Source organism: Neobacillus sp. K501 (genome assembly GCF_053749995.1).
This window is the reverse complement of sequence record NZ_JBSLYA010000011.1, coordinates 52,968-75,575: the sequence shown is the minus strand read 5'-3', so window position 1 is coordinate 75,575 and position 22,608 is coordinate 52,968. Positions and strand designations below refer to the sequence as shown.

General features: G+C 37.2%; 26 protein-coding genes. 17 read left to right on the top strand and 9 right to left on the bottom strand.

What is annotated here, in order from left to right; all coding sequences use genetic code 11:
• Window positions 1-43: 43 nt before the first annotated feature.
• The 5 genes from ACWM35_RS21075 to ACWM35_RS21055 all read left to right on the top strand — a co-directional run bounded on the left by ACWM35_RS21075 (window position 44) and on the right by ACWM35_RS21055 (window position 4,247).
• Complete coding sequence (locus tag ACWM35_RS21075; protein ID WP_454820860.1) at window positions 44-955, top strand: ABC transporter ATP-binding protein; 912 nt, start codon at window positions 44-46, stop codon at window positions 953-955.
• Window positions 952-1,662 carry an ABC transporter permease gene (locus ACWM35_RS21070; protein WP_454820859.1) on the top strand — a complete coding sequence of 237 codons (711 nt, stop codon included), beginning with the start codon at window positions 952-954 and terminating at the stop codon, window positions 1,660-1,662. The genes ACWM35_RS21075 and ACWM35_RS21070 overlap by 4 nt, the downstream gene beginning before the upstream one ends.
• Complete coding sequence (locus tag ACWM35_RS21065; protein WP_454820858.1) at window positions 1,662-2,396, top strand: ABC transporter permease; 735 nt, start codon at window positions 1,662-1,664, stop codon at window positions 2,394-2,396. Before ACWM35_RS21070 ends, ACWM35_RS21065 begins: the two co-directional genes overlap by 1 nt.
• Window positions 2,397-2,499: 103 nt before the next feature.
• Window positions 2,500-3,549, top strand: a complete 1,050-nt coding sequence (locus tag ACWM35_RS21060) for a DUF3231 family protein (protein WP_454820857.1) — start codon at window positions 2,500-2,502, stop codon at window positions 3,547-3,549.
• Window positions 3,550-3,704: 155 nt separating this feature from the next.
• The gene (locus tag ACWM35_RS21055) at window positions 3,705-4,247 is read left to right on the top strand and encodes a DUF1697 domain-containing protein (protein WP_454820856.1); all 543 of its coding nucleotides are present in this window, start codon (window positions 3,705-3,707) and stop codon (window positions 4,245-4,247) included.
• A 70-nt stretch (window positions 4,248-4,317) separates the two neighbouring features.
• Here the strand turns inward: ACWM35_RS21055 and ACWM35_RS21050 are convergent, their stop codons facing one another.
• Together ACWM35_RS21050 and ACWM35_RS21045 are read right to left on the bottom strand one after the other, a co-directional pair.
• A complete protein-coding gene (locus tag ACWM35_RS21050; RefSeq protein WP_454820855.1) occupies window positions 4,318-4,701 on the bottom strand; it encodes a DUF1398 family protein in 384 nt (127 codons plus the stop codon).
• Between the two features lie 52 nt (window positions 4,702-4,753).
• Window positions 4,754-5,314, bottom strand: coding sequence for a CBO0543 family protein (locus tag ACWM35_RS21045; RefSeq protein WP_454820854.1), 561 nt, complete (start codon window positions 5,312-5,314; stop codon window positions 4,754-4,756).
• A 228-nt stretch (window positions 5,315-5,542) separates the two neighbouring features.
• Between ACWM35_RS21045 and ACWM35_RS21040 the strand changes: the two genes are divergently transcribed.
• Window positions 5,543-6,322: a Cof-type HAD-IIB family hydrolase gene (locus ACWM35_RS21040; RefSeq protein ID WP_454820853.1), complete on the top strand. Its 780-nt coding sequence runs from the start codon at window positions 5,543-5,545 to the stop codon at window positions 6,320-6,322.
• Window positions 6,323-6,578: 256 nt separating this feature from the next.
• Here the strand turns inward: ACWM35_RS21040 and ACWM35_RS21035 are convergent, their stop codons facing one another.
• From ACWM35_RS21035 to ACWM35_RS21020, 4 genes are all read right to left on the bottom strand, one after another.
• Window positions 6,579-7,046 (bottom strand): GNAT family N-acetyltransferase, encoded by a 468-nt coding sequence (locus ACWM35_RS21035; protein WP_454820852.1) that lies wholly within the window; start codon window positions 7,044-7,046, stop codon window positions 6,579-6,581.
• Between the two features lie 186 nt (window positions 7,047-7,232).
• Window positions 7,233-7,748 carry a GrpB family protein gene (locus ACWM35_RS21030; RefSeq protein WP_454820851.1) on the bottom strand — a complete coding sequence of 172 codons (516 nt, stop codon included), beginning with the start codon at window positions 7,746-7,748 and terminating at the stop codon, window positions 7,233-7,235.
• Between the two features lie 96 nt (window positions 7,749-7,844).
• Window positions 7,845-8,384: a hypothetical protein gene (locus ACWM35_RS21025; RefSeq protein WP_454820850.1), complete on the bottom strand. Its 540-nt coding sequence runs from the start codon at window positions 8,382-8,384 to the stop codon at window positions 7,845-7,847.
• 37 nt (window positions 8,385-8,421) lie between these two features.
• Window positions 8,422-8,784 carry an epimerase gene (locus ACWM35_RS21020; protein ID WP_454820849.1) on the bottom strand — a complete coding sequence of 121 codons (363 nt, stop codon included), beginning with the start codon at window positions 8,782-8,784 and terminating at the stop codon, window positions 8,422-8,424.
• Between the two features lie 329 nt (window positions 8,785-9,113).
• Between ACWM35_RS21020 and ACWM35_RS21015 the strand changes: the two genes are divergently transcribed.
• From ACWM35_RS21015 to ACWM35_RS21000, 4 genes are all read left to right on the top strand, one after another.
• Window positions 9,114-9,911, top strand: coding sequence for a lipid II flippase family protein (locus ACWM35_RS21015; protein ID WP_454820972.1), 798 nt, complete (start codon window positions 9,114-9,116; stop codon window positions 9,909-9,911).
• Window positions 9,912-10,313: 402 nt separating this feature from the next.
• Window positions 10,314-11,282, top strand: coding sequence for an NAD(P)-dependent alcohol dehydrogenase (locus ACWM35_RS21010; protein WP_454820848.1), 969 nt, complete (start codon window positions 10,314-10,316; stop codon window positions 11,280-11,282).
• Window positions 11,283-11,515: 233 nt separating this feature from the next.
• On the top strand, window positions 11,516-11,641 hold the full coding sequence (locus tag ACWM35_RS21005; RefSeq protein ID WP_454820847.1) for a hypothetical protein: 126 nt from the start codon (window positions 11,516-11,518) through the stop codon (window positions 11,639-11,641).
• Between the two features lie 358 nt (window positions 11,642-11,999).
• The gene (locus tag ACWM35_RS21000; protein ID WP_454820846.1) at window positions 12,000-13,235 is read left to right on the top strand and encodes an MDR family MFS transporter; all 1,236 of its coding nucleotides are present in this window, start codon (window positions 12,000-12,002) and stop codon (window positions 13,233-13,235) included.
• Between the two features lie 105 nt (window positions 13,236-13,340).
• Here the strand turns inward: ACWM35_RS21000 and ACWM35_RS20995 are convergent, their stop codons facing one another.
• Window positions 13,341-14,552: an MFS transporter gene (locus ACWM35_RS20995; RefSeq protein WP_454820845.1), complete on the bottom strand. Its 1,212-nt coding sequence runs from the start codon at window positions 14,550-14,552 to the stop codon at window positions 13,341-13,343.
• An 84-nt stretch (window positions 14,553-14,636) separates the two neighbouring features.
• The gene (locus tag ACWM35_RS20990) at window positions 14,637-15,215 is read right to left on the bottom strand and encodes a DUF2087 domain-containing protein (RefSeq protein WP_454820843.1); all 579 of its coding nucleotides are present in this window, start codon (window positions 15,213-15,215) and stop codon (window positions 14,637-14,639) included.
• A gap of 154 nt (window positions 15,216-15,369) precedes the next feature.
• On the opposite strand from ACWM35_RS20990, the gene ACWM35_RS20985 reads away from it, so the two are divergent.
• The 3 genes from ACWM35_RS20985 to ACWM35_RS20975 are packed head-to-tail and all read left to right on the top strand — an operon-like array spanning window position 15,370 to window position 17,593.
• Window positions 15,370-15,903, top strand: a complete 534-nt coding sequence (locus tag ACWM35_RS20985; RefSeq protein ID WP_454820842.1) for a sigma-70 family RNA polymerase sigma factor — start codon at window positions 15,370-15,372, stop codon at window positions 15,901-15,903.
• Between the two features lie 4 nt (window positions 15,904-15,907).
• On the top strand, window positions 15,908-16,318 hold the full coding sequence (locus ACWM35_RS20980) for a PadR family transcriptional regulator (RefSeq protein ID WP_454820841.1): 411 nt from the start codon (window positions 15,908-15,910) through the stop codon (window positions 16,316-16,318).
• A 6-nt stretch (window positions 16,319-16,324) separates the two neighbouring features.
• Window positions 16,325-17,593, top strand: coding sequence for an FtsW/RodA/SpoVE family cell cycle protein (locus ACWM35_RS20975; RefSeq protein ID WP_454820840.1), 1,269 nt, complete (start codon window positions 16,325-16,327; stop codon window positions 17,591-17,593).
• A gap of 54 nt (window positions 17,594-17,647) precedes the next feature.
• Here the strand turns inward: ACWM35_RS20975 and ACWM35_RS20970 are convergent, their stop codons facing one another.
• Window positions 17,648-18,382, bottom strand: a complete 735-nt coding sequence (locus ACWM35_RS20970; RefSeq protein WP_454820839.1) for a MerR family transcriptional regulator — start codon at window positions 18,380-18,382, stop codon at window positions 17,648-17,650.
• Between the two features lie 218 nt (window positions 18,383-18,600).
• Here ACWM35_RS20970 and ACWM35_RS20965 point away from each other — a divergent pair, with 218 nt between their 5' ends.
• The 4 genes from ACWM35_RS20965 to ACWM35_RS20950 all read left to right on the top strand — a co-directional run bounded on the left by ACWM35_RS20965 (window position 18,601) and on the right by ACWM35_RS20950 (window position 22,598).
• Window positions 18,601-19,026, top strand: coding sequence for an organic hydroperoxide resistance protein (locus tag ACWM35_RS20965; RefSeq protein ID WP_454820838.1), 426 nt, complete (start codon window positions 18,601-18,603; stop codon window positions 19,024-19,026).
• Window positions 19,027-19,121: 95 nt separating this feature from the next.
• Entirely contained in the window at window positions 19,122-19,577 is a 456-nt protein-coding gene (locus ACWM35_RS20960; RefSeq protein ID WP_454820837.1) for a MarR family winged helix-turn-helix transcriptional regulator, read from the top strand.
• A gap of 288 nt (window positions 19,578-19,865) precedes the next feature.
• Window positions 19,866-21,320, top strand: a complete 1,455-nt coding sequence (locus ACWM35_RS20955; RefSeq protein WP_454820836.1) for a DHA2 family efflux MFS transporter permease subunit — start codon at window positions 19,866-19,868, stop codon at window positions 21,318-21,320.
• 117 nt (window positions 21,321-21,437) lie between these two features.
• A complete protein-coding gene (locus ACWM35_RS20950; protein WP_454820835.1) occupies window positions 21,438-22,598 on the top strand; it encodes a DUF4317 domain-containing protein in 1,161 nt (386 codons plus the stop codon).
• The last annotated feature ends 10 nt before the right edge of the window (window positions 22,599-22,608 follow it).

The following is a 22,608-nucleotide window of genomic DNA, read 5'->3' as shown; positions in this document are numbered from 1 at the left end:
TATTTAACCTTGTGCCTGTATGATAAAAAGTGAGGTGAGAGAGATGGAATATATCGTAGAAACGAAGAATTTAACCAAACAATTTGGACGAGAACAGGCTGTTACTAGCTTGAATATGAAAATACCTAAAGGAGAAATTTATGGATTCCTTGGCCCGAATGGTGCCGGAAAAACCACCACCATTCGGATGCTATTAGGTCTAATGAAACCAACAAATGGCTCCATCCAAATTTTTAATAAAGATTTAAACAAGGATAAGCAAGTGATTTTACAAAAGATAGGATCACTGGTTGAGAATCCTTCCTATTATCCGCATTTAACTGCGATTGAAAATTTAGAAGCTTTACGAAAAATTGTGGGTGCAAAGAAAACAAGAATTGATGAAGTGTTAGAAATAGTGAGACTTACAGAGGCTGCCAATAAAAAAGTAAAAGGATTTTCACTTGGAATGAAACAGCGATTAGGCATTGCTGCCGCCCTGCTAAACCAACCTGAGCTGCTGATTTTGGATGAACCGACAAATGGACTTGATCCTTCGGGAATTATCGAGATTCGTAATTTGATTAAGCGGCTCCCGGCTGAAAGCGGCATGACGGTCTTAATCTCAAGCCATCTTTTATCAGAGATTGACCAAATGGCCACTACAGTGGGCATTGTTTCTAAAGGGAAAATGATTTTTCAGGATTCGATTGAAATGATGCGCCAGCAATCGCAGCAAAAAATCCTGTTACGTGTGAGCAAAGTCAATCAAGCTTGGCGCTCTTTGCTGGCAAGAGGCATTCAAGCGGAATGCAAAGATGAGAAGATAATCTTGCATGAACGTTCAGAAGAGAATATCGCAAGGATTGTCCATATGCTTGTACAAGATGGGTTTTCGATTTACCGGGTTGAAGAAGAAAAGCGTTCATTAGAGGAAATTTTTCTGCAAATGACGGCGGAGGCGAAAGCGGGATGATGACGAAACTTTTATCGGCTGATTTCTTAAAAATAAAACGCAAAGGCTTTTGGTTCTTGACCTTTTTAGGACCCATTGGCGTGGTTGCCTTGCAGATGGTCAACTATGGTGTCCGTAAAGATTATTTATTGCAGCAAAGTGAGGATGATTGGGGTTACTATTTGGAGTATATTAATTCTTTTACCGCCTTGGCACTCGTATTAGGGATTGCCATCCTAACATCGTTTATCACAAGTATTGAAAATGAAACGAATTCATGGAAGCAGTTGCTAGCTTTACCCGTTTCAAAAACAAAAGTATATTTATCAAAGTTTACTGTGCTAGCGATCTTGTTATTTATTTCTTCTAGTCTATTACTGGTCTTCACACTTGCTTATGGAATGTTTCTTGATTTTGGTGCAAAGCCCCCCATCGGAGAGTTGTTAAAGTTTAGCTATTTTCCCTACATGGCGGTTCTGCCTGTATTGGGATTACAGCTGTGGATTGCCACCGTCAGTAACAATCAAGGAATTCCGATTACGACCGGGATTATCGGGACAATCTTGACCTATTCAGCCTATGGATTACCTGATTGGATGCCTTGGAAGTGGCCCACCTTGATGAATGACTGGAATGAACCGCTCGTAAATGTCATGCTCGGACTCGGCTTTGGCTTATTCATTTATTTGGCAGGGATGTTTGATTTTGTGAGAAGGGATGTTAAATAATGTTTTTTTCGATTCTTCAATCTGAATGGTTTAAATTGCGGAAATCCAAAATCACAGCCATTGTTCTAGCAGGACCGGTATTTGGAGGCATCATTGGTTTTTCAGCCAATATGATTCCCGATGGAGTGAAAATCAATCAGTGGTATTTAACGATGATATCAATGAACTTGACGTATGGTTTATTGTTTCTACCCTTGATTACAGGTGTTCTCGCAGGTCTTATTTGCCGGTATGAACACCTAGCGGGAGGCTGGAAACAATTGTTGGCCCTGCCTGTTACAAGAGGCAGTGTGTTTTTTGCCAAGTATAGCTTATTAATGATGATTGTGCTTGTGATGCAGCTATGCTACCTTGGTGCGATTTATGCCGTGGGTTTAATCAACGGTTTCAACGACCCATTTCCGATGACGATTGTGTGGAAAAGTATCCTTGGCGGCTGGCTTGCTACATTCCCATTAGTGGCCTTGCAGCTATGGCTTTCGGTGATGTGGAAGAGCTTTGCGGCTCCGTTTGCGGTTAATGTCATTTTCACCTTGCCTACCATTTTGGTGGTCAATTCTGAAAAGTTTGGACCCTACTATCCGTGGGCACAGCCTTTTTCGATGATGTATGTAGATGGACTGGATCAAGGGGTATTCTCTTTTCCTTGGGCACAGGTCCTGACTGTTGTCGGTGGAAGCTTCGTGCTGTTCTTCTTCGCTGGATATCTTTATTTTCAACGGAAACTGGTATGATATCATTCCATTTTTGAAAGAACAATGAAAGTATTGTGTGTTGGAATGAAATGTTAGGGATACGGTAAACCTAAGAAAAAATGAAGGTAAAGGGGGATGAGGTATGACAACTGATAAAATATTAAACCCCATGGATGTTATTAAGCCCATTCATTTAAGTTCAAAAGACTTAGATGAAACGGAACCATTAACGTCTATTGAAATGGCTAAACTTTGGGCTACTTATGTCGGGAACAGTATGTCTACTCAAATCTTGTCATATTTTCTTAAACATTGCGAAGATGAATATATAAGGACATTATTGGAAAACGGATTAGCATTAAGTAAGGATTTCATTCGAAGGATCGAAGTATTTTTTGAAAAGAGTAATTTCCCTATTCCTGTTGGATTTTCAAAAGATGATGTAAATCTTGATGCCCCCCGCTTATATGATGATGAATTTTATGTCCATTATTTGAAATATGCAGCAAAGGCGGGGCTCAGCTTATACGCAATCGCCATTCCGTTAGTAATGAGGGAAGATATAAGAGAATTTTTCGTTTATGTCAATGATTGTACCGCTATCCTATTGGGGCAAATTAATAATGTCTTATTTGAAAAACACTTGATTTCAAAACCCCCTATTATTCCAACACCAGAAAAACCTGATATTATTAATAAACAAAGCTACCTAACTGGTTGGTTTGGAGAGGTTAGACCTCTACATGTAATGGAAATTACACATCTATACGATAACATTGAAAATAACACAACTAGTAAAGCGTTATTATTAGGATTTTATCAAACCGTTAAAGATGAAAAAATAAAAGCTTTGTTTAAAAGAGGTTTAGAAATTACGGATAAAGCAGTAAAGCAATGTATCGAAAAGCTTCAAAAAGAAAACCTACCAACACCGTCTTACATAGATCATTTGGTTACAACATCCGATAATCCACCTTTTTCTGATAAAATTATGCTATTTCATAAATTGGATATGTTCACCATCAAGATTCGCTCGTTTGGAAACTCATTGGCGGTAAATGGAAGAAGGGATATAGGTGCATTATATCTAAGAGCCATGACGAATGTTGGTGTCTTTGTTGATGATGCGGCCAATATCCTCATTGACAAAGGATGGATGGAATCACCACCAAAAGCGTTTGATCGAAGTTAAATCGCCTAGGCTTCCTCTTTTTGGGGAAGTCTTTTTTTGTCATTGAAAATTGGTAAATTTTTCTCCATACACTTTTTTTTTAATTTTATGTAGGTTAGGATAACTAGTATAGCCAATAGGAAAATAATAGATTTAAAGTTGATAGGAGGCTGGTTATGGTTTTTATCGCTCTTCTTCGTGGGATTAATGTGGGTGGAAATAATAAAATCGATATGAAGCAGCTTAAACAAACGTTTGAAAGGGTCGGGATGAAAGATGTGGTTATCTACATAAATACCGGTAATATTATTTTTTCAATAAACGGCCGATCAAAAAATGAACTATCAAGTATTTTGGAAGAAGCGATACATCATGACTTCGGTTTACAAATTAAAGTAGTCGTTCGTAGCATGGATGATGTCAGAGAAATCATTCGAGAAATTCCAGATACATGGAAAAATGACAAAGATATGAAAAGTGATGTCATGTTTTTATGGGAAGAAATTGATGATGAATCTGTTCTGGAGAACTTAGTCATAAAACCAAATATTGATACTGTGAAATATGTTCCTGGTGCGATTCTGTGGTCGGTTGACAAGGTGAATGTTACCAAAAGTGGAATGTCAAAGATCATTGGATCAAAAATATACAAACAAGTGACAGTACGAAATGTCAACACCACTCGAAAGATCTATGAACTGATGGAAGCTCAAAATTGAAAAAGATACGGGTTTTAATAAATTGGAATGACAAAAAAGCGCGTGAAGCGCTTTTTTAGATTGTCGTTTTTTAAACTTTAAGTTGTTCTTCGATTTTTTCTCCTTCGATACCATTGTATGTTACTGTTTTTTCTCCGATGTTCACACGGTAATGGACAATACCCGCTTCAGCCATCTCTTTTAAAAATTCTAAAAAGGGTAGAGAGATGTTAGCGATTGCCTTCAATGCTTTATCCCTATTAAATTGCGAGGCGACACCGTAGTTAACTTGAGAATCTGTTTTAAATTCTGAATCCATGCTTTTATAGGTTGCTTGTCCTGTGGCAACATCTATTATATATTCAGAGATCCCTTTTTGAGACAATTCATCCAAAAATTCAGTGAAGGTTATAGACCCGGTGCTTCTTCTGCGGATGATTTTTTGAAATTCATCCTCTGTTAATGTATAAATCACTTTTTTACCTCCATGTACTCTTTTCTTGTTCGAGAAGGGAGCCATTTAAGTTTCATTTACAGCATGCATCCGAAAATGTGCTTCTCTTTGTCAGCCAGTCTGCGAATAAAAAAATGAGTGCATAAATGGGAAGAGAATAGGTATATTTCCAGCCAGTTAATACGTAATAACCAGCCCATACGAAGATAGGCTCTCCTACATAAGCTGTCAAGGCACCGAAAAACAGGCTTTTCTTCCATGCATGGATATGGGGCTTCGTTTGAATTAAAAACATGATACAAACTGGCAGCATACAAAAATTAAAAGGTAACCATGCCGGAAAGGACGGGGTTTCTTTACCGGAATAATACCAAAGTCCAAGTGCGACTCCAATATAATCCAAACATAAGGAAATCAGCATAACAGAAACACCTGCATATAGAAGGCGATGTGTACTTTCCTTTTTTCTGTAAAAGTACCAAAATACCCAGGGACCTATGGCTAAGACTGCAGACCCCCACCAATCCCAATGGAGAAAGGTTTCATCCACCCATAAATGCCAATATTCCTCATGCAGTTCATGGAATTTCGCAAATAAATCACCAATTTTTTCTACTTTTTCAGCTTTATCCATGATTTCACCCCACCTCATTTTATTTTATCGTTTGAGTATGTTGGATTTTTTATACAATTGGCATGATTCGTTCCCGTCTAGTCGTTACACGGACTTGATTACGAATTAAGATTTGACATGAAACGCCTTTCATAATGTACACTCAAAACAAAGAAATTGAATGGATGAAATAGGAAGGGCATGAATGGTGAACCCTAATCTAAATACAACATGAAAGAGGGAACGAAAATGACTGAACAATGTGTGATTTTTTTCGATATTGATGGAACCTTGCTTGATCATGATAAAAAATTGCCACCAACTACTAAGGAAGCGATTTTTAAACTAAAAGAAAATGGCCATATTGTCGCGATTGCAACAGGGCGCGCTCCATTTATGTTTGAAGATTTACGCAAAGAATTAGACATTCATACATATGTAAGTTACAACGGGCAATATGTCGTGTTAAATGGTGAAGTAATCTATACCAATCCATTAAAGATTTCATCTCTTGAAAAAATAACGGCAGCTGCTCTAGAAAATGGTCATCCAGTAGTCTTCATGGACCACGAAGATATGAGGGCTAACGTCCCTGAACATGATTATATTAAGGAGAGTATCGATACCTTAAAAATCGGCGTTTTTCCTACCCATGATCCTCACTACTACAAAGGACGCGATTTGTATCAAACGCTGCTCTTCTGCCCGGAGGATGCAGAGAAACAATATGTCCAAGAGTATCCGGACTTTGATTTTATTAGATGGCATCCGGTATCAGTAGATATACTTCCAAAAGGCGGTTCTAAAGCAAAAGGGATTGAAAAACTTGTTCAAAAACTAGGTTTCCCTGAAGAACGTCAATACGCGTTTGGGGATGGGCTGAATGATATCGAAATGCTTTCAACGGTAAAAAATAGTGTGGCTATGGGGAATGGGGAAGATAAAGTAAAGGAAGTTGCAAAATATGTGACGAAATCCGTGGAGGATGATGGAATCCTTCATGGTCTGAAAATGGTTGGTTTATTATAGTAATGAATGAAAGAGGGATGGATTTGCCTGCAAAATAAACATACATTGAAGGTCACTGATGCTGAGGGGTTTCGTTTCCTATCACAAAATCCGAAAATGTAACCCAATTTGTACTGCCTTTTGTAGATGTTTTTGCAATAAAAATAAATGGGCTCAGTTTACACTGAGTCCATTTTTAATATATCCATTTTATGGTTACTGTTGAAGTAACGCACCCCGTTAGTCCAATAAAAATATATAATACTCCAAAGTATTGTTAGATCAATATAGAAAAAGTGGGCTCATCGAAGGTCATTATATTTTCTTCTGAAAAACCAAATTTTAAATAAAATAATCTCCCTCCTTCATTTTCAGGATGAACCGTTAAATTCAGACGGTTACAAGAAGGATTGTTATTTTTAATATGTTTGATTAATTCATTTAATGCTTTTGAGCCCAATCCGTTTCTTTGAAATCTTTTATCTATGAAAAAATGAAACAGCCAGTAATCATCTTTACTATTCGGTGTATAATGCAGATTGAAAAAGCCTACAATCTCATTTTGATTGTAAATTCCATATGGCTCCACCATTTTTCCACCTGGTCTTATATATGCTTTAGCAAGAGCAATAGCAACAGGAGGATTAACAGATGCAACAAACCTCTGTTGTTCATCGTGTACGGATAGTTCAAGTGCTTCTCTCCAATTGTCTGAACTTATTAATCTAATACATATTTCTGACATACTACACCTCATTTTTTTACTAAGTTTTCAACTAATCCTGCTTCGTTAATATACCAAATTCAACAAAAAGAGCGTCAATCCTTCTTCAACTATCCTGCATCGTTACTTTAGTTCAATAATAAATGGCCAGCGCAATGGCAGCCAGTTCATCAAGTAATGCCCCCGTTGCAGAATTAGTTTTTATACTTAGTCGTTTTCTCTTTTGGCTTTTTTTAATACATTCTGTATAAAAGGTGCTTTTGCCTCAGTATATAACACTCTGTCATAGCGATATTTTTCAGCTAATTCCTTCTTTAACTGATGATATTCTTTAATTACCTCAGTATTATTTCTTAAATAATTTCTAAAAAGGAGTTGTTTATTCCAATGTTCACTTTTATACTCGTAAAAATGTAAATGATGAGTTCCTGCTCTCCATTTTCCTTTTCTAAAAAATCGCCTTTCGGGAAAATCTTTATGATATACAAATTCATATCCTATTTGTTTTAAAGGCTCGATGAACTCATCTACAACATCCAAATCATCTACCCCAACAGCAATATCTAAAATAGGTTTAGCCCCTAGTCCCTCAATCGATGTACTCCCTATGTGTTCGACGGATATAATCTTGTCAGCTAATATATTCATTAATTTTTCTTTTTCTTGAACAAATCCCTTTGACCAATCTGCGTTAAAATCCTCAATTATCACTGGCTTATCCATTAACTAATCCTCTTTGCATTCATTAGAATATTTAATGTTTTAACTTAATAATCCTTCTTCAAGTAAACTGCTCCTTTAGTGCAATAAGCACTTGTATTAATCTTTCACTCTTAAAATTGGATCTTGGTCGTGAAATGCTATACAGAATGCAAGCGAATTTTCTGTAGGCAGATTATTATAAGCTCTTATAAAGGATATTACAGTTCTAGCTACTAAGTAAATTGTTGATCCTCTTGCTGCATCATTTTCATCAAATCCGTTTATATCATAAATCTCACCAAAATGTTCAAGATTTGGACCTTCTAAATCCTCATACCAATCACTTGCCCAATCATCGTCTTCATTTTCTAATGGACTATAATCCCCACAAACAAAAAATGCACTATCCCAGTTATTATCTAAATCATATTCAAAATATATAGCTTTAGCCTTATGTTTGTGTGCTAGTTCAATTGATTCATTAAGTAGTGCTGTTAATTCTTGTTCATAGCCTTCTAAGTTTACTTCTCTTATTTTATTTGAACTATCTTGCCCAGCTAGTCTTGAACATATATTAAAATATTTATCTTCAATTTCTTCTAGATTTTTACTTAATAAGTCTGCTTGTAATTCATCTAAATAATCAAAAATGTTCATTTTTTAACTCCTTGTTTTTAAATTAATCCGCCCTAAGCTAAATATGCTTTGATTTATTGCTAAACCGAGAGATCCAACCGTCTTCTGTATAAAGTTCACCAGGTAGACCGTCACTTAAATCTTTAAGACTAACCATTGTATAGTCTACAATTACTGAAATATCTAATAAATCTTCTTGTTCTATCGTCCAAAGTAAGTGATGTAAAGTTGTATCTACAATTTGAGGAATTAGTTCATTTATTAATTCACTTTGACCACTAGCAGCAATAAGATTAGATAATCTTTGGCTATTTTCACTCCTCATTTTTCCTTCAAGAGTCTTTTCCCATTGTTCAATAGCTTCATCCCGAACTCTTTGCATTAATATCTCACCGAATATATCTAGAAATTTGTTATTCATTCGTATCAAACCTCTTAGTCGTTATTTTTTTGTAATAAAATTAAAAGCTTTACTTCCTCTAAGGAGTAAAGTTAAATATATATTCTCTAAATAAAAAACTTATCCTTCCTATTGAACTAAACTGCTCCGTTACTTTAAGTACATTTCTTCACAATATTGCGTGTGGAGTAAACATTTTCGCGATTCAGTTTATTGGCACAAAAGAAGTTGGTCTTTTCAACGATCCTTTTGTGACTAACGTAATCCGTTACTGAAAAGGGTTTTGAGAATAATATTAACTTGGTATAATATGGGGAGTGTTATAGAACGAGAGATTGACGGTGAACAAATTGACTGTACAAATAACAATCATTATTTTCTTAACAATCATTATCCACGCAACCGAAACGTTGGCATATAGTATTCGTTTAGGGGGTGTAAGACTAAAAAAAATTGCGGTTGCTTTGTCTCTTACTGGGATCGTTTTACTTATTGCTCGTACGTCTAATATGTTTCAAGCTCCCATAATTGGCGGAATCGTAGATAAAGCTAAATCTGATCCAACTATTGATGTACTAGGGATATTCCATATAATATTATTTTCGGCTTCTATCGGTACTTTGTTGGCCTTATTCTTATATCCTACAGGCACACGTCTTGCGATGTTAATGATTGAACGCTTAGAAATAGAAGGCTCAGCCATAGCTTTAATGAAAACATCGAATATTCATAAATTAAGGAGAACAAGCTCTTATGTAAGACGCCCAAGGATTCAAATGATCCATAGACTTCGGGTTGGCGGAATTCCTAAACGTATTATGCTCATAAATATGGTCGTTACCGCAATTTATACTTCTGGAATTCTGGCAGCATTGTATGCATCTATATTGAATCCAGAACACGGTACAACTGCGAATATGGCAACTGGTGTAGTAAATGGGATAGCAACTATTCTTTTAACACTTTTGCTTGACCCTCAAATCGCTTTAATGACAGAACGTGCCTTCAATCAAGAAAATGGAACAGAGGAAATAGCTAAGACTTATGCTTGGTTAATGATAGCAAGGTTTTTCGGTACACTACTTGCCCATCTATTGTTGATTCCTTCTGCTTGGTTGATCTCGTGGGTAAGTGGATTCATTGGATAAAGAACGGAAATGTTTTAAAAACAGGAGCTGGTTTAAAAGCTTTCTAGACAGAAAAATAGGTGAAAGACATTCAATTGGTACTCTTTTGTAACACATAGCATAGGTCGAGGCAGATTATTTAACTCATTTTGAGGGAGAAAGTTTAGAACAACATATAATTAAATAATATATGAATAATACTGATTATAAAAATGTCTAAATCCTTGGTATATATGGGATTGGACGTTTTTTTATATCACAAATAACGTTAAGAAGGATTAACGTTATTTGTAGGTAAAATTGGTTTATTGTGAATGGAATCATGAAACTATTTTACTAAATTATCGTAATTAAAATGGAATGTTGATTTAAACAGCTGAATACTCATTAGTCGTAGATATAAGAATGATGGAGGAGAAATAGATGAAAGCCATTGTGTATACGGAGTACGGTCCCCCCGACGTCCTTCAGTTGAAAGAGGTAGAAAAACCGATTCCTAAAGATCATGAAATTTTAGTAAAAGTAAAAGCGACAACGGTAACCGTGGCAGATATTCGGGCACGAGGTTTTACTGTTCCTCCGGCATTTTGGCTTCCTGCCCGAGTATCGCTCGGTTTTAGGCAACCGAAGAAAGAAATATTAGGAATGGAGTTAGCAGGTGTAGTTGAGTCCGTTGGGAAAAGGGTTACGAAATTTAATGTAGGGGACCAGGTTTATGCAGCCTCTTTGGCTGGTTTTGGTGCATACGCCGAGTATAAATGCATACAAGAGGATGGCCCAGTAACGATTAAACCTTCCAATATCACTTTTGCTGAAGCGGCAGCAATTCCAATTGGAGCCCGCACTGCCTTGCATTTTCTTAGAAAAGCTAACATTCAGAGCGGACAAAAGGTCCTTGTCTATGGTGCTTCTGGGAGTGTAGGAAGTTATGCCGTTCAGCTTGCGAAGTATTTTGGAGCACACGTAACAGGGGTAACTAGTAATAAGAATGTAGATTTGGTTACATCTCTGGGAGCAGACAAAGTCATTGATTATACTGCAGAAGATTTCTCAAGCTCATCTGAAACCTATGATGTGATCTTTGAAGCGGTGGATAAGAGTTCTTTTTCAGCCTGTATGAAATCGCTGAAGAAGGGCGGAACCTATGTTAATGTCACGGTACCACTGCCAAATGCTCGAATGGTATGGACGAAATTAACGAGCGGCAAGAAACTTATATTAAGTCAAAATTCACCGGAAACGTCTGAAGCACTAGAATCTCTCAAGGATTTAGTAGAGTCAGGGAAGTTAAAGGTTGTCATTGATCGCTCCTATGAATTTGAGGAAATCGTCGAAGCACATCGATATGTCGAGAAAGGACATAAGAAGGGGAATGTCGTTATTCTTGTGTAAAAAAACTAATGAATATAGTAATTTCTTTTAAGGTAACGGGTTCTGTTTTCGGGTGGTGCTTTCTTATTTATCAGTTGGGAATCAGGTTAAACACCCGAGCTGATGATTCCCCCCATTTTTCTTTACTGTTTCTACGTGAAAATGGGAAAAAAAGTTTCATAAATAGGATGAATGCAAGCAAACTAATATCGTGGATGCATTGCCATCCTTCAAATTACAAGGTGGGTGAAAAAATGGGTAAAAATAAGAATAATCAAGCTAAGAAGAGTAAAGAACCTTTACGAAAAACAGACGTAGAATTTGCACAAAGTGGACTTGAAAAAATTGCATTAAAAGCGCAAAAAAGTCAAAATAAGTAAATAATAGTTACATTCAACAGCTTGTATCTTTCATATTGATCTTCTGTAAAGGGGCGCTATTCCTTAAGAATAGTGCCCCTTTCAATGTGTAAAGAGCAATGATGTTTAACAAAATCCTTATTCAAAAATAATTCAATAAGAAATACTTATGTTTATAAATAATATTTTTCATATTTTTTTATAGAAATAATTGGTATAAAATTTGAAGTAACAATTAAGTTCATACGGTTTTGATGTAATGTAAACTACAATGGTGCAGATATTAAATCCTGTGAATTAAATTTAAAAATGGTGATGTATTGTAAGTGGTGATTAATACAATATAACTATTTGGACTCATTGGAAAGCTGGTGGTTAGATGAGTGGTAAATTGAATTCCATCCACCCGGTGGGATGGAATATTATTATCGGGACCTTGTTTGCAAGACTGGCAAGTTCCATGAGCATGCCGTTTTTGGCTATCTATTTAACGGTGACAAAAGGCATCTCTCCTGCGATGACAGGGATAATCCTTGCAGTAAGTGCGTTGGTAGGGGTTTTTTTCAGCTATATAGGTGGAAATTTGTCCGATCAGTACGGGAGAAAGTGGATCATGATGGGGTCCATCATCGTATGGATTTTTGTGTTTGTCGGATTTGCATTTGCCGACCATGTGGCATGGTTCTTTATTTTAAATGCATTAAACGGGGTTTGTAAATCCTTTTTTGAACCGACGTCACGCGCATTATTGTCAGATATGACAAAACAGGAAAACAAACTGTTAATCTTTAATTTACGGTATGCGGCAATCAACGTTGGAGTGGCGATTGGCCCACTTATCGGATTACAGCTAGGAAGCGCGAAGTCGACATTACCGTTTTTAATTGCTGCATTTGTCTACCTCCTTTACACGATTTCTCTGTTGGTACAATTTCGGAAATATGATTTGGGAGATACAATAGCCATACAAAAAGAACGAGTAACGATGAAACAGTCCATTCAAGTATTGGGGAAAGACACTGTATTTTTGCTGGCGCTTATCGGAATTATTTTAGGCAATGCAGGCTATTCTCAATTTTCCTCAACATTATCACAATACTTTGCAAATGCGCCAGCTTTTAAAGAAGGTGTGAAACTCTTTTCACATGTACTAGTGTTAAATGCTATTACGGTTCTCTTAGTGCAATATCCCGTAACCCGCATCGGGAAAAAATATTCTCCCATTGTCTCTATCATGTTTGGAACGGTGACAGTGAGCCTAGGACTACTTGGATTTGGTATGCTAAAATCCGTACCGCTCTTATTTGCTTGTGCCGTATTGTTTACAATTGGCGAAGTGTTGATGTTTTCGATGACAGATTTATTTATCGATCAGATTGCCGCCCCGCACCTAAAAGGAACATACTTTGGCGCTATGGGCTTTTCAGGTTTCGGGGGAGTGATCGGGCCGTGGCTAGGCGGATTGCTTCTAGGTTATTATGGATATGCAAGCGGGGCTGTTGTATTTTCCTATCTAGCGGCTTTGTGCGCCCTAGGATTTCCAATATTATTTTCTGTAAAAATCATGTTACAAAAGAAAATGATGCTTCATGAAAACAAGAAATTGCATACATAGAAAAGGACGTGAACTCACGTCCTTTTCTATGTGTTTTATTTTTTTGTTGATTAATTACAATAATAGGTCTAGTGGTATTTTTGAATGCAAATCCCTACTCGATTATTAAAGCGGGGTTGTGCCACTCTGTTTTGGTCTCTTCTTCCGATAGATTTTCGTTGACATGATAGCTAATAGAAAAATGGCAATTAGAATATAGCTAATCCCGCCAAGTAAACCCATAGAACGTGGTGAAAGATAATGGAGTGCCAATCCGGATAAAAACATCGAGATTCCCAAAATGGTGTTGCTTAATGTCGCCAACAATCCAAACATCGTTCCCTGATATTCAGAAGGGATTTCCTTCATAAGGATGGTATCAAAGCAGGCATTGCCAATTCCGGACATAAATGCCGCACCGCAAAACAACAGAAACGCAAAGATGACAAAATGGGTTCTGCTCAATAATAATAGAAAGGTTCCTTCCAGCAATAAACAGAGTAATCCGGTAACGAAGAAATTTTTTCGCAGCTTATTAGCCACGGAGTAGCTTAAGGTTAAACCAATTCCCAACGCGCCATAAAAAAGTCCGACCCCGATATCTCCCAGCTGGTACTCATTTACGGCATACACACTGATAAGAACATTATCGATTCCGTTCATAAATGCAATGAGGATTTCACCAATAAAAAGGATTTGTACAGGCACGGAGATCCAAATTACACGCTTAAATACAAACCATAGCGTCTGCTTTTCGGGAAGCTTTATATCGATAACAGATTTCCTTTCAGGAAAGTTTATGGTCGAGAGTATGGCTGCTGCTCCTAAGAAGGAGGCGGCATTGAACCAAAACGTTACATGGGCTCCAAAAATAGATGCCACGATTCCTCCTGAAAAGGCCCCGACAATTAGTACAATCCCAATCATAACTTGTTCCAAACTATTTACTTTAACGAAATGCTCTTTGTTCACGAGCAGCGGGATTGCTGATTTTCTTGTCGGAGCATAGATTGCTTCTCCAGCTGCTAAAATGAAGGAGCTAACATAGACAATCCACAGGTCTTCTTTGCTATCAACAAGTAAGAAAGACAAGGCAAAGACAATTCGAACGAGATCGGTGGTGACCAATATCACCTTTCTTGAAAATCGGTCTGCCAACCATCCGCCAAGAGGTCCAAAAATAAGGTAGGGGATCAGACGAATCGCCAGAGTTAATCCCACGGCAAATCCCGATCCTGTAACCTTAAGCAGCATTGCGAATACGGCTACAGAACTAAAGCGGTCGCCAATTCCGTTAACAATCCCGGCAAGAAATAGTTTTTGATACTGTTTATCCATTCGACCACCTCCTTCAATATCAATCTAATTTTATAATCATCTAATTAGGTAGGTAAAAAAATTAAGGTGCCAATAGACACCCAATTAACTTAGCCACCATAACTCAACTGGATTTAACTCATATTGATTATTTTCCCGGTACATAAATTGGCACATAATTAGCTCGCGTCTTAATGTCGCATAATCCTCATGGTATTGCTTTAAGTACTCATTGACTTCTTTTTCCTGATAAACTCTCCCGAATTCCAAACCTTTGACCATATGGGAGAGGACAACAAGTTTTTTCTTTCGTTGCGCTGGATAGGTTTTCAGTTTTCCATCTTTCGTAAAGAAATTATGAATAATGGCTGCCCGTTCCGCAGGAGTTACTTCCATTTCCATACTTGAATCTCCTCCCGTTCCCACTGTTAAAATCGCCTTGGCGCTGCTCTCCAGAATTTTAGTATTAAGTGAAAAATAAATAGTATTTTTATCCCGTTGTTCCTTTATTAATCCGACTTCCCGCAGTTTTGCGATATGATGGGTAATGGTTGGAGGTTTAAGTCCGAGCTTTCCAGCAATCGACTGCCCATGCAAAGGACCTTGCTGAAGTAAAGCAACAATTCGTATTCGGGTAAGATCTCCTAAAGCTTTATGAAACTCAACGATTTTATTTAATTGCATGATCAATCCACCTACTTTAATCATTATCTAATTAGATAATAATCGAATTACAATTAGCAATCAAGAGGGAATTGTGTCTTTTAAAAATATTTCTTTTTAAAATAAAAACCTATTTGTCTGCAGGCTCGTCTAATGGGGGAAGGGAGCAAGAGGCGTGCAAGAGAATGTAATCGAACAAATCAAAATTCAAGATAGAGAAGCCCTGATTGATCAGTTAATGGAAGTTCATGGACAAAAGTTGTTGCAGCTCGTCTATTCCTATGTAGGGAACAAGGAAGTTGCTAAAGATTTGACCCAAGAGGTCTTCGTTAAATGCTATCAAAAAATTCACCAGTATAACCAGAAGTCCTCCTTGAAAACTTGGCTATGGCGAATTGCCATTAATCATTGTAAGGATTACTTGAAAAGCTGGCACAGTAAACATATCGTCGTTTCTGAAGAGAAAGCTAGAGGGGCGGCAAGTCACAAGGAAGAAGTGGAGAGCAAGGTCATTCAAAAATATGATGATGAAAGGCTTGCCCTTGCGGTGATGAAACTACCCGATCCCTACAGAGAAGTAATCTATTTGTATTATTACGAGGATTTCACAATCAAGGAGATACATGCTCTTACTAAGTTAAATCAAAATACAATCAAAACAAGGCTTAAGCGGGCAAAAGAATTATTACGAGAAAGCTTGGAGGGGTGAAAACATGGAGGAGCAGTTAAAGAACTTAAAAAAAGCCATGAAAAAGAACCTGTTCAATGATTTAGAATTTACCGATGTACAGAAAAACAATGTTAGACAGCAAATCAAGAAGTTACCTACGACTCCAGATGAGGAAATCCTTTTGGCGATTCTCCAATTATTGGTGAAAGAAAAAACCGGTTTTGAACTAAGTAGACTCGTTCGTGCTAGAGGAATTGAACGATTTGAAAAAGAAGAAGGTTTATTGTATATGCTCTTACATCGAACTGAACAAAAAGGCTACTTACAATCTTACTGGGCTGAAGGAGACATCAAATACTATCAACTGACTAATAAGGGTAAGAAGTTATTGGCGAAAGCCGAGAAGAAAGAATATAACGGAAAAACCGTTTTACATGAGTTACTAGAGGGGTGACCATCGATGAAAAATGTGAAGGAACATTTCTTACATGAAGTATTGCACAATATAAAATCAAAGGAAGCAAAGGAACTCGTTCATAAGGAACTTAGTTATCATTTGAAACAGTCCAAGTCTGAAATGTTATCTAAAGGATTATCGGAAAGCGAGGCCGAGGAAAAATCAGTCATACAAATGGGGAGCCCAACAGAGCTTGGTCAGCACTTTAATAACATTTATCGTCCGAAAATGGATTGGATCCTTCTCGTTCTCTTTTTAATTACAATTGTGATGGGCTTGCTGCCAACACTAAATGTTCAGGGGGAATATGCTGAAAATTTCTTTTTAAAACAAACGATCTATATTGTTATAGGGACAGCGGTTGCTCTAATCGTTATGTTTGTAGATTATCGCAAGTTGGAAAAGCTCACTTGGCTTTTTCTAGGCAGCGCAATCCTCATATTGCTGGTGATAAACTTTATACCAAATGTCATTCTTAACGGAGTCAAATATTTTAGAATTGGGGGTCTTACCTTTGGTGGAACGACAGCCTTACCATTGTTATTGATGTTTTGGGCTTCTTATTTCTCAAAAGAAAAACCGAAGCTGTTGACCACTTTTGGAGTTTATTTATTTACATTGTCTTTGTTTATGGGTTTGCCAGACATGGTTAATGGAGTTATTTATTGTGTTCTTGTTTTAGCTTTGTTTTATGGAAGTTCTTTTAAGAGGAAAACCATAAATACAACCATTGGCGTTTGTGCCGGTTTAGTGGTTATCTTGATATTACTCTTCTTATTTACTACTCAAGCCTATCAAAGGGTAAGACTTCTCGCCTTTCTACATCCAGAGGACTACGCTGAAAGTGCCGGATATATGTACCTTAAGGTAAAAGAGTTAATTACTGGTGGTGGATGGTTCGGTAATCCCACTCACCCGAAACATGTAGTAGAGATGCAGACCGATTTAGCTTTTGCTAATATTACCTATTACTATGGTTGGATCATAGCAGGATTTCTCGTCATTGTTCTTACTTTACTATTAGTGAGAATGGTCATAACTTCCTTACAGATTCAGGATCACTTTGGCAAACAACTTATCGTAGGTGTCTGTGCCTTATTCTCCACGCAGTTTATCTACAATATTGGAATGGTTCTTGGATTCCTGCCAATCATTTCTATATCCTTACCTTTTATCAGTTATGGTATGACTCCAACCGTCTTGAACTCTTTCCTGATTGGGACAGCATTAAGTGTTTATCGGAGAAAACACTATTTCCCTCTGTACCATTGAGGTATCATATGTAACTAATCGAGAGTGGCAGCGTGGTGTCACTCTCGGTAATCTTTATAAATTTTCAGCTACAAGAACTAAATAATACGCTAAGCCGATTTGCTGATCTTCAAGCATACCTCGATGAAAGTCATCTTGTAAGAAAAATCTTGTTTGATTCAAATAATCCTCTTCTGTAATGGGATGTCCGTTATTTTTCAGGAAGTGGAGATGTTCCTTTACAAAGGCTTGTACTTCCGTATCGTCATATTTCACTCGATTTCTTAAAAACTCAGCCATTCCATCTAAATAATTCTTAGCCTCGACCGCTAGTCTGTTCATCTCATCCACATTCACCGAGGTTGTATCAATTTCAAAATGATATTCTTCTTTTAAATGCTTATTTTGTTCCGCCAACGAATTTTTCCAATCTTCCTCTGTTTCAAATCCATTAAACATTAACTTATTATCCATTCTCTCACCTTTTTTCGTGTAGTCTAAAGACACTTTCAGGGTATAAATTAATTGCTGGTACTTCTCGATCTTCTTTTCGAACAAGGTTTGCTGTTGTTCTAAGGTACTAGTACGATTCGTACTGTCATCCAGTAGCTTTTTTATTTCTACTAATGGGAAATCTAACTCCTTGTAAAAAAGGATTTCTTGTAATCTTTTTAGTTCTTCTGGACCATAGTAGCGATATCCGGCATCACTTACTTCCTGAGGGATAAGCAATCCGATCTTATGATAATGGTGAAGCGTTTTGATGGTAATCTTTGCAATTTGAGACAATTCTTTTACCGTAAATTTCACGTGGACCTCCTTTCATTTTCAATCATGAGGTATTACCTAAGGGGAGAGTCAATAACTATATTATCTATTTTTACCTTTAAAATAACGTCCATTGGGGGAGATATTAAAGAAAAGTTTTTCATAAACAAAATGGTTGCTAAAAACTAATTAATTTTATAAAATTAAATTGTGCACAACCTAATTACAGAAAAATAAAATGGTGAAAGAGGAGATCAATGATGGCAAATGCACTATTTACTGCATCAGTAACAGCAATTGGAGGCAGAGAAGGAAAGGTTCAATCTTCAGAGGGAAATCTTGTTCTTGATATCGCTATGCCGGGTACTCCTAGAAAGAGAGAAGTACCAGAAGCTACAAATCCAGAACAATTATTTGCAGCTGGATATTCCGCCTGTTTTGATTCTGCTTTACAATTGGTAGCCAGAAAAGAACGTGTATCCTTCCAATCTGAAGTAACTGCAAACGTTAGTCTTTTAAAAGATGAAGCCGATCAAGGATTTAAATTAGGCGTTACGCTACAAGTAAGAGGAACTGGGATTGAGCGTGTGAAGTTAGAAGAACTTGTGGAAAAAGCACATCATGTTTGTCCATATTCAAAAGCAACAAGAGGAAATATTGAGGTTACATTAGAGGTCGTAGAATAAATAGATGAGGTGCCAATTTTATTGGCACCTTTTGCTTTTATAAATAGTAAACCAAATTGACATCTAAAACCTGATTTTGTATAGTAAGGGCGAAGATGAGGATTGGAGTGAATCGTTTGATTTCAAACGCTGAATTACAAAATTTAGATTTGATTGACCTATTAAGTGAGCGGCATGGATTGATGCGAAAGATCTCGGAGAAGGCATGGAATGATCAAAGTGAGATTTATATTTCCACTTCTGAATGGTATATTATGGCGAGAATTTATAAAAAGCAGCCGACCATTTCTTATGTCACAAAGAATGTAGAGATTTCCCGGCAGGCAATCCATAAGTTTATCCAAAAGCTTTCGGAAAAAGGGTTAGTCGAAATCAGCAATGTGGAAAACAATAAGAAGGAAAAATGTATTCAACTTACCGCATTAGGCGAAGAGTGTTATGAAAAGAACGAAGCTCTTAAAGCCCAACTTGAAAATAAAATTGCCCAAAAAATCGGCACTGAGCAAGTAAAGATAATCAAAGAAATTTTAAAACTAGATTGGGATATTTAAAAACCCCCGCTTAGTCTCTGACAAATTGACGAAGCAGGGGTTTTTCCTATTTCTATAGACGACGACCCAATCCCCATTGCTATTAATTTCGCCCTTAAAATTATCGTCAACTAAGTTGATAATAACCCGAGAAAAATATTTTGTCAACCTAGTTGACGTTAGAGAAAAATTTTTGATATAGTAAACAAATCGTGCATTGGAGGTATGCTGCGGGAATGGATTTATCGTTGACTTCCGAGAGCACGACATATTTTTTTAAGCAGAAAACAAGGGGAAATGGAGATTTATATGAGTACACAAATTCAAGTGAAAAGTCCAAAAACAATGGCCTTTATTTTAATGTTAGGTGCCTTTATTGGATTATTTGGGGAAACCGCCTTAAACATGGCATTGTCGAATGTAATGGTAGAATTTTCGATCACAGCAGCTACTGGGCAGTGGCTGACAACGGGGTATTTATTGGTATTGGCGATTTTAGTGCCGGTTTCAGCCCTCTTGATGAAATGGTTTACGACAAGACAGTTAGTAATTGGGGGTTTAATGATTTCCCTGATGGGAGCAGTTTTAGCAGCGTTATCTTTAAATTTCCCAATTTTATTGTTGGGGCGTATCGTACAAGCGATCGGAACAGGACTTTTATTACCGGTTATGCTAAGTGTAATGATGCTCATTTTTCCTATTGAGAAACGTGGAGTGGTTATGGGGCTGATGGGTCTGGTGATTACATTAGCACCAGCTTTAGGACCAACTCTTTCTGGGGTCATTATAAGTACGTTAAGCTGGCCTTATATTTTCTGGTTTAGCGCTATTGCTTATGTGTTATTGATCTTGGTCGCATTTGCAAAAATCACAAATGTTTCAGAAATTACGAAACCAAAAATGGATCTTGCTTCAATTCTTTTATCAACAATCGGATTTGGAGGATTAATTTATTCATTAGCAACGATGGCAGAAGTATCCTTCTCATCACCTAAAGTTTGGGCACCATTATTTGCAGGGATTATCTCTCTTATAGTATTTGGTGTTCGTCAAACGAAAATGGTGCAGCCAATGGTTAATTTACGTGTCTTTAAATATCCAATGTTCACATTAGGAACGTTAACCATGTTCCTTGGGATATCAATCATTTTATCTTCAGGAATTTTATTACCGATGTATTTAAAAGGTACTTTACTATTTAGTGCGGCGACAGCTGGTTTACTCTTACTTCCTGGTAATGCCGTTAACTTTATTCTATCACCGATTGTTGGTGGGCTATTTGATAAAATTGGAGCACGTCGTTTTGGAATTACAGGATTCATCTTTGTCTTAATTGGGAATATCGTTTTTATTTCAACCCTTTCAAGTGAAACACCTGCATGGCAAGTTGTCGTGGCGTTTATGATTTTATTCTTTGGCTTAACGATGGTAATGATGCCAGCACAAACCAATGCGATGAATCAATTACCACGTGAATTATATGGGGACGGGTCAGCAGCGATGAATACATTGAATCAAGTAGCTGGGGCAGCCGGTACGGCCATCGCGATTACACTGTTTACAAGTGGTCAAAACAGTTATGCAATGGAATTTCCTGATGCCACCCAGCAAGAAGTATTAGCTGCAGGAATAAAATATGCGTTCTACTTTACTACAACGGTTTCAGTAATTGGCTTACTCTCTTCTTTCTTTGTTAAAAATTCAAGCCCAGTTAAGGAAAAATCTCCAGCTGTGGTGAAAGCAGCAGAAGCTGTACGCAGTTAGTAGAATATTTAGTGATACGAAAAGGAAATTTCGCTGTTTTTTTACTAATGTAGAAGTTATCTAGTATTTCTCTTTTTTCTATCTGAACAGTATAATCAGGAATGGGAGTTGATACGAATGAATAAAAATGACATTGCGAATATACGAAAGCAATTTAAATTAGACAATCACAATATGCAAATCCGTGAAATCTTCAATGTTTATGTGAAGAGGGAAACTGGTGAGATCTATCATCATGTCTGTCAACCATTCCAAATGCTAGAGCAGGAAACACAGGAGTTATTTTTGATCAACTTCAAAAAGGTGTTAACTGGTCAACTCGATAGCAAGCTTTTTGAATTGAAATTCAGACGCGATGTTCCGGAGAGTACGCAAACGATCCTCTTTGAAGGGATACAACAGGAGGATACTGAAGATTGGATTGAATCAATGCTGGAGATTGTTGGGAAGATGTTTGCACAAACAGTCTATGAATTTGATACGATGGTGACGTTCATCCGCGGGGAGTACCAAAAGCCTACAAGAAAACGTGATGCTGATTCGGAAGAGGGCGGGGATGATGAGGTTTATTCTAGCCAGTTAATCCTTTGCAGTGTGAATAAAATGGATCAGCCAAAAAAGGCGTTGCTATTTGATTATATCCAAAAAGAATTCAAACCGAATACGGTTTTTGATCCGATTATTAATTTAACTTCTCCATTATCCGGCTTTTTGTTTCCGGCCTTTAATGATAATGCAGCAGATGTGAACCATATCCTTTATTGTGCAGGGAAAGCGAATCAGCCAAATTATTCATTTATCGAAGAGGTTCTCACATGTGAAAGCATTATTACCTCCGAGGAAGATAAGGAAATCTTTGGGTTGATTTTAAATAAGGTCATGGGAGACGAAGTGGATACCCAGGTCATTGCCAATGTTTATGAGGAAATCGATAAGATTGTCCAGGTGAACGAGGAAGAGGAAGAAAGTGAAATTCCGACATTAGATTCTCAGGACATCGAACGGATCTTAACGGTAAGCGGAGTCGAAAATGTCGATACCGCGAAAGTCGAACATGCACTTAAATCAATTATCGATGATGAAAAACATGAATTCAAAGCTAGCAGTTTAGTTCCTAAATCAATTAAAATTGATACGAAGATTGCAGAAGTGAAAATCAATCCGAAAGACCTGAAAAATGTAAAATATATAACCTACCAAGGAAAACGTTGCCTCTTGTTGGAGGTCGATGAGGAAGTGGTAGTAGAAGGATTCCGACTAGAATCAGCAACACTCTAAATTGTAAAAA

What these genes read in the sequence shown, in the direction of transcription:
- ACWM35_RS21060 (WP_454820857.1), top strand. Translation starts at nt 2,500, where the DNA reads ATGACAACTGATAAAATATTAAACCCCATGGATGTTATTAAGCCCATT.
- ACWM35_RS20995 (WP_454820845.1), bottom strand. Translation starts at nt 14,552, where the DNA reads ATGGATAAACAGTATCAAAAACTATTTCTTGCCGGGATTGTTAACGGA.
- ACWM35_RS21005 (WP_454820847.1), top strand. Translation starts at nt 11,516, where the DNA reads ATGGGTAAAAATAAGAATAATCAAGCTAAGAAGAGTAAAGAACCTTTA.
- ACWM35_RS20980 (WP_454820841.1), top strand. Translation starts at nt 15,908, where the DNA reads ATGGAGGAGCAGTTAAAGAACTTAAAAAAAGCCATGAAAAAGAACCTG.
- ACWM35_RS21055 (WP_454820856.1), top strand. Translation starts at nt 3,705, where the DNA reads ATGGTTTTTATCGCTCTTCTTCGTGGGATTAATGTGGGTGGAAATAAT.
- ACWM35_RS20960 (WP_454820837.1), top strand. Translation starts at nt 19,122, where the DNA reads ATGAGGATTGGAGTGAATCGTTTGATTTCAAACGCTGAATTACAAAAT.
- ACWM35_RS21075 (WP_454820860.1), top strand. Translation starts at nt 44, where the DNA reads ATGGAATATATCGTAGAAACGAAGAATTTAACCAAACAATTTGGACGA.
- ACWM35_RS21045 (WP_454820854.1), bottom strand. Translation starts at nt 5,314, where the DNA reads ATGGATAAAGCTGAAAAAGTAGAAAAAATTGGTGATTTATTTGCGAAA.
- ACWM35_RS20975 (WP_454820840.1), top strand. Translation starts at nt 16,325, where the DNA reads ATGAAAAATGTGAAGGAACATTTCTTACATGAAGTATTGCACAATATA.
- ACWM35_RS20950 (WP_454820835.1), top strand. Translation starts at nt 21,438, where the DNA reads ATGAATAAAAATGACATTGCGAATATACGAAAGCAATTTAAATTAGAC.
- ACWM35_RS21070 (WP_454820859.1), top strand. Translation starts at nt 952, where the DNA reads ATGATGACGAAACTTTTATCGGCTGATTTCTTAAAAATAAAACGCAAA.
- ACWM35_RS20990 (WP_454820843.1), bottom strand. Translation starts at nt 15,215, where the DNA reads ATGCAATTAAATAAAATCGTTGAGTTTCATAAAGCTTTAGGAGATCTT.
- ACWM35_RS21020 (WP_454820849.1), bottom strand. Translation starts at nt 8,784, where the DNA reads ATGAATAACAAATTTCTAGATATATTCGGTGAGATATTAATGCAAAGA.
- ACWM35_RS20955 (WP_454820836.1), top strand. Translation starts at nt 19,866, where the DNA reads ATGAGTACACAAATTCAAGTGAAAAGTCCAAAAACAATGGCCTTTATT.
- ACWM35_RS21035 (WP_454820852.1), bottom strand. Translation starts at nt 7,046, where the DNA reads ATGTCAGAAATATGTATTAGATTAATAAGTTCAGACAATTGGAGAGAA.
- ACWM35_RS21025 (WP_454820850.1), bottom strand. Translation starts at nt 8,384, where the DNA reads ATGAACATTTTTGATTATTTAGATGAATTACAAGCAGACTTATTAAGT.
- ACWM35_RS21065 (WP_454820858.1), top strand. Translation starts at nt 1,662, where the DNA reads ATGTTTTTTTCGATTCTTCAATCTGAATGGTTTAAATTGCGGAAATCC.
- ACWM35_RS21040 (WP_454820853.1), top strand. Translation starts at nt 5,543, where the DNA reads ATGACTGAACAATGTGTGATTTTTTTCGATATTGATGGAACCTTGCTT.
- ACWM35_RS21030 (WP_454820851.1), bottom strand. Translation starts at nt 7,748, where the DNA reads ATGGATAAGCCAGTGATAATTGAGGATTTTAACGCAGATTGGTCAAAG.
- ACWM35_RS21010 (WP_454820848.1), top strand. Translation starts at nt 10,314, where the DNA reads ATGAAAGCCATTGTGTATACGGAGTACGGTCCCCCCGACGTCCTTCAG.
- ACWM35_RS20965 (WP_454820838.1), top strand. Translation starts at nt 18,601, where the DNA reads ATGGCAAATGCACTATTTACTGCATCAGTAACAGCAATTGGAGGCAGA.
- ACWM35_RS21000 (WP_454820846.1), top strand. Translation starts at nt 12,000, where the DNA reads ATGAGTGGTAAATTGAATTCCATCCACCCGGTGGGATGGAATATTATT.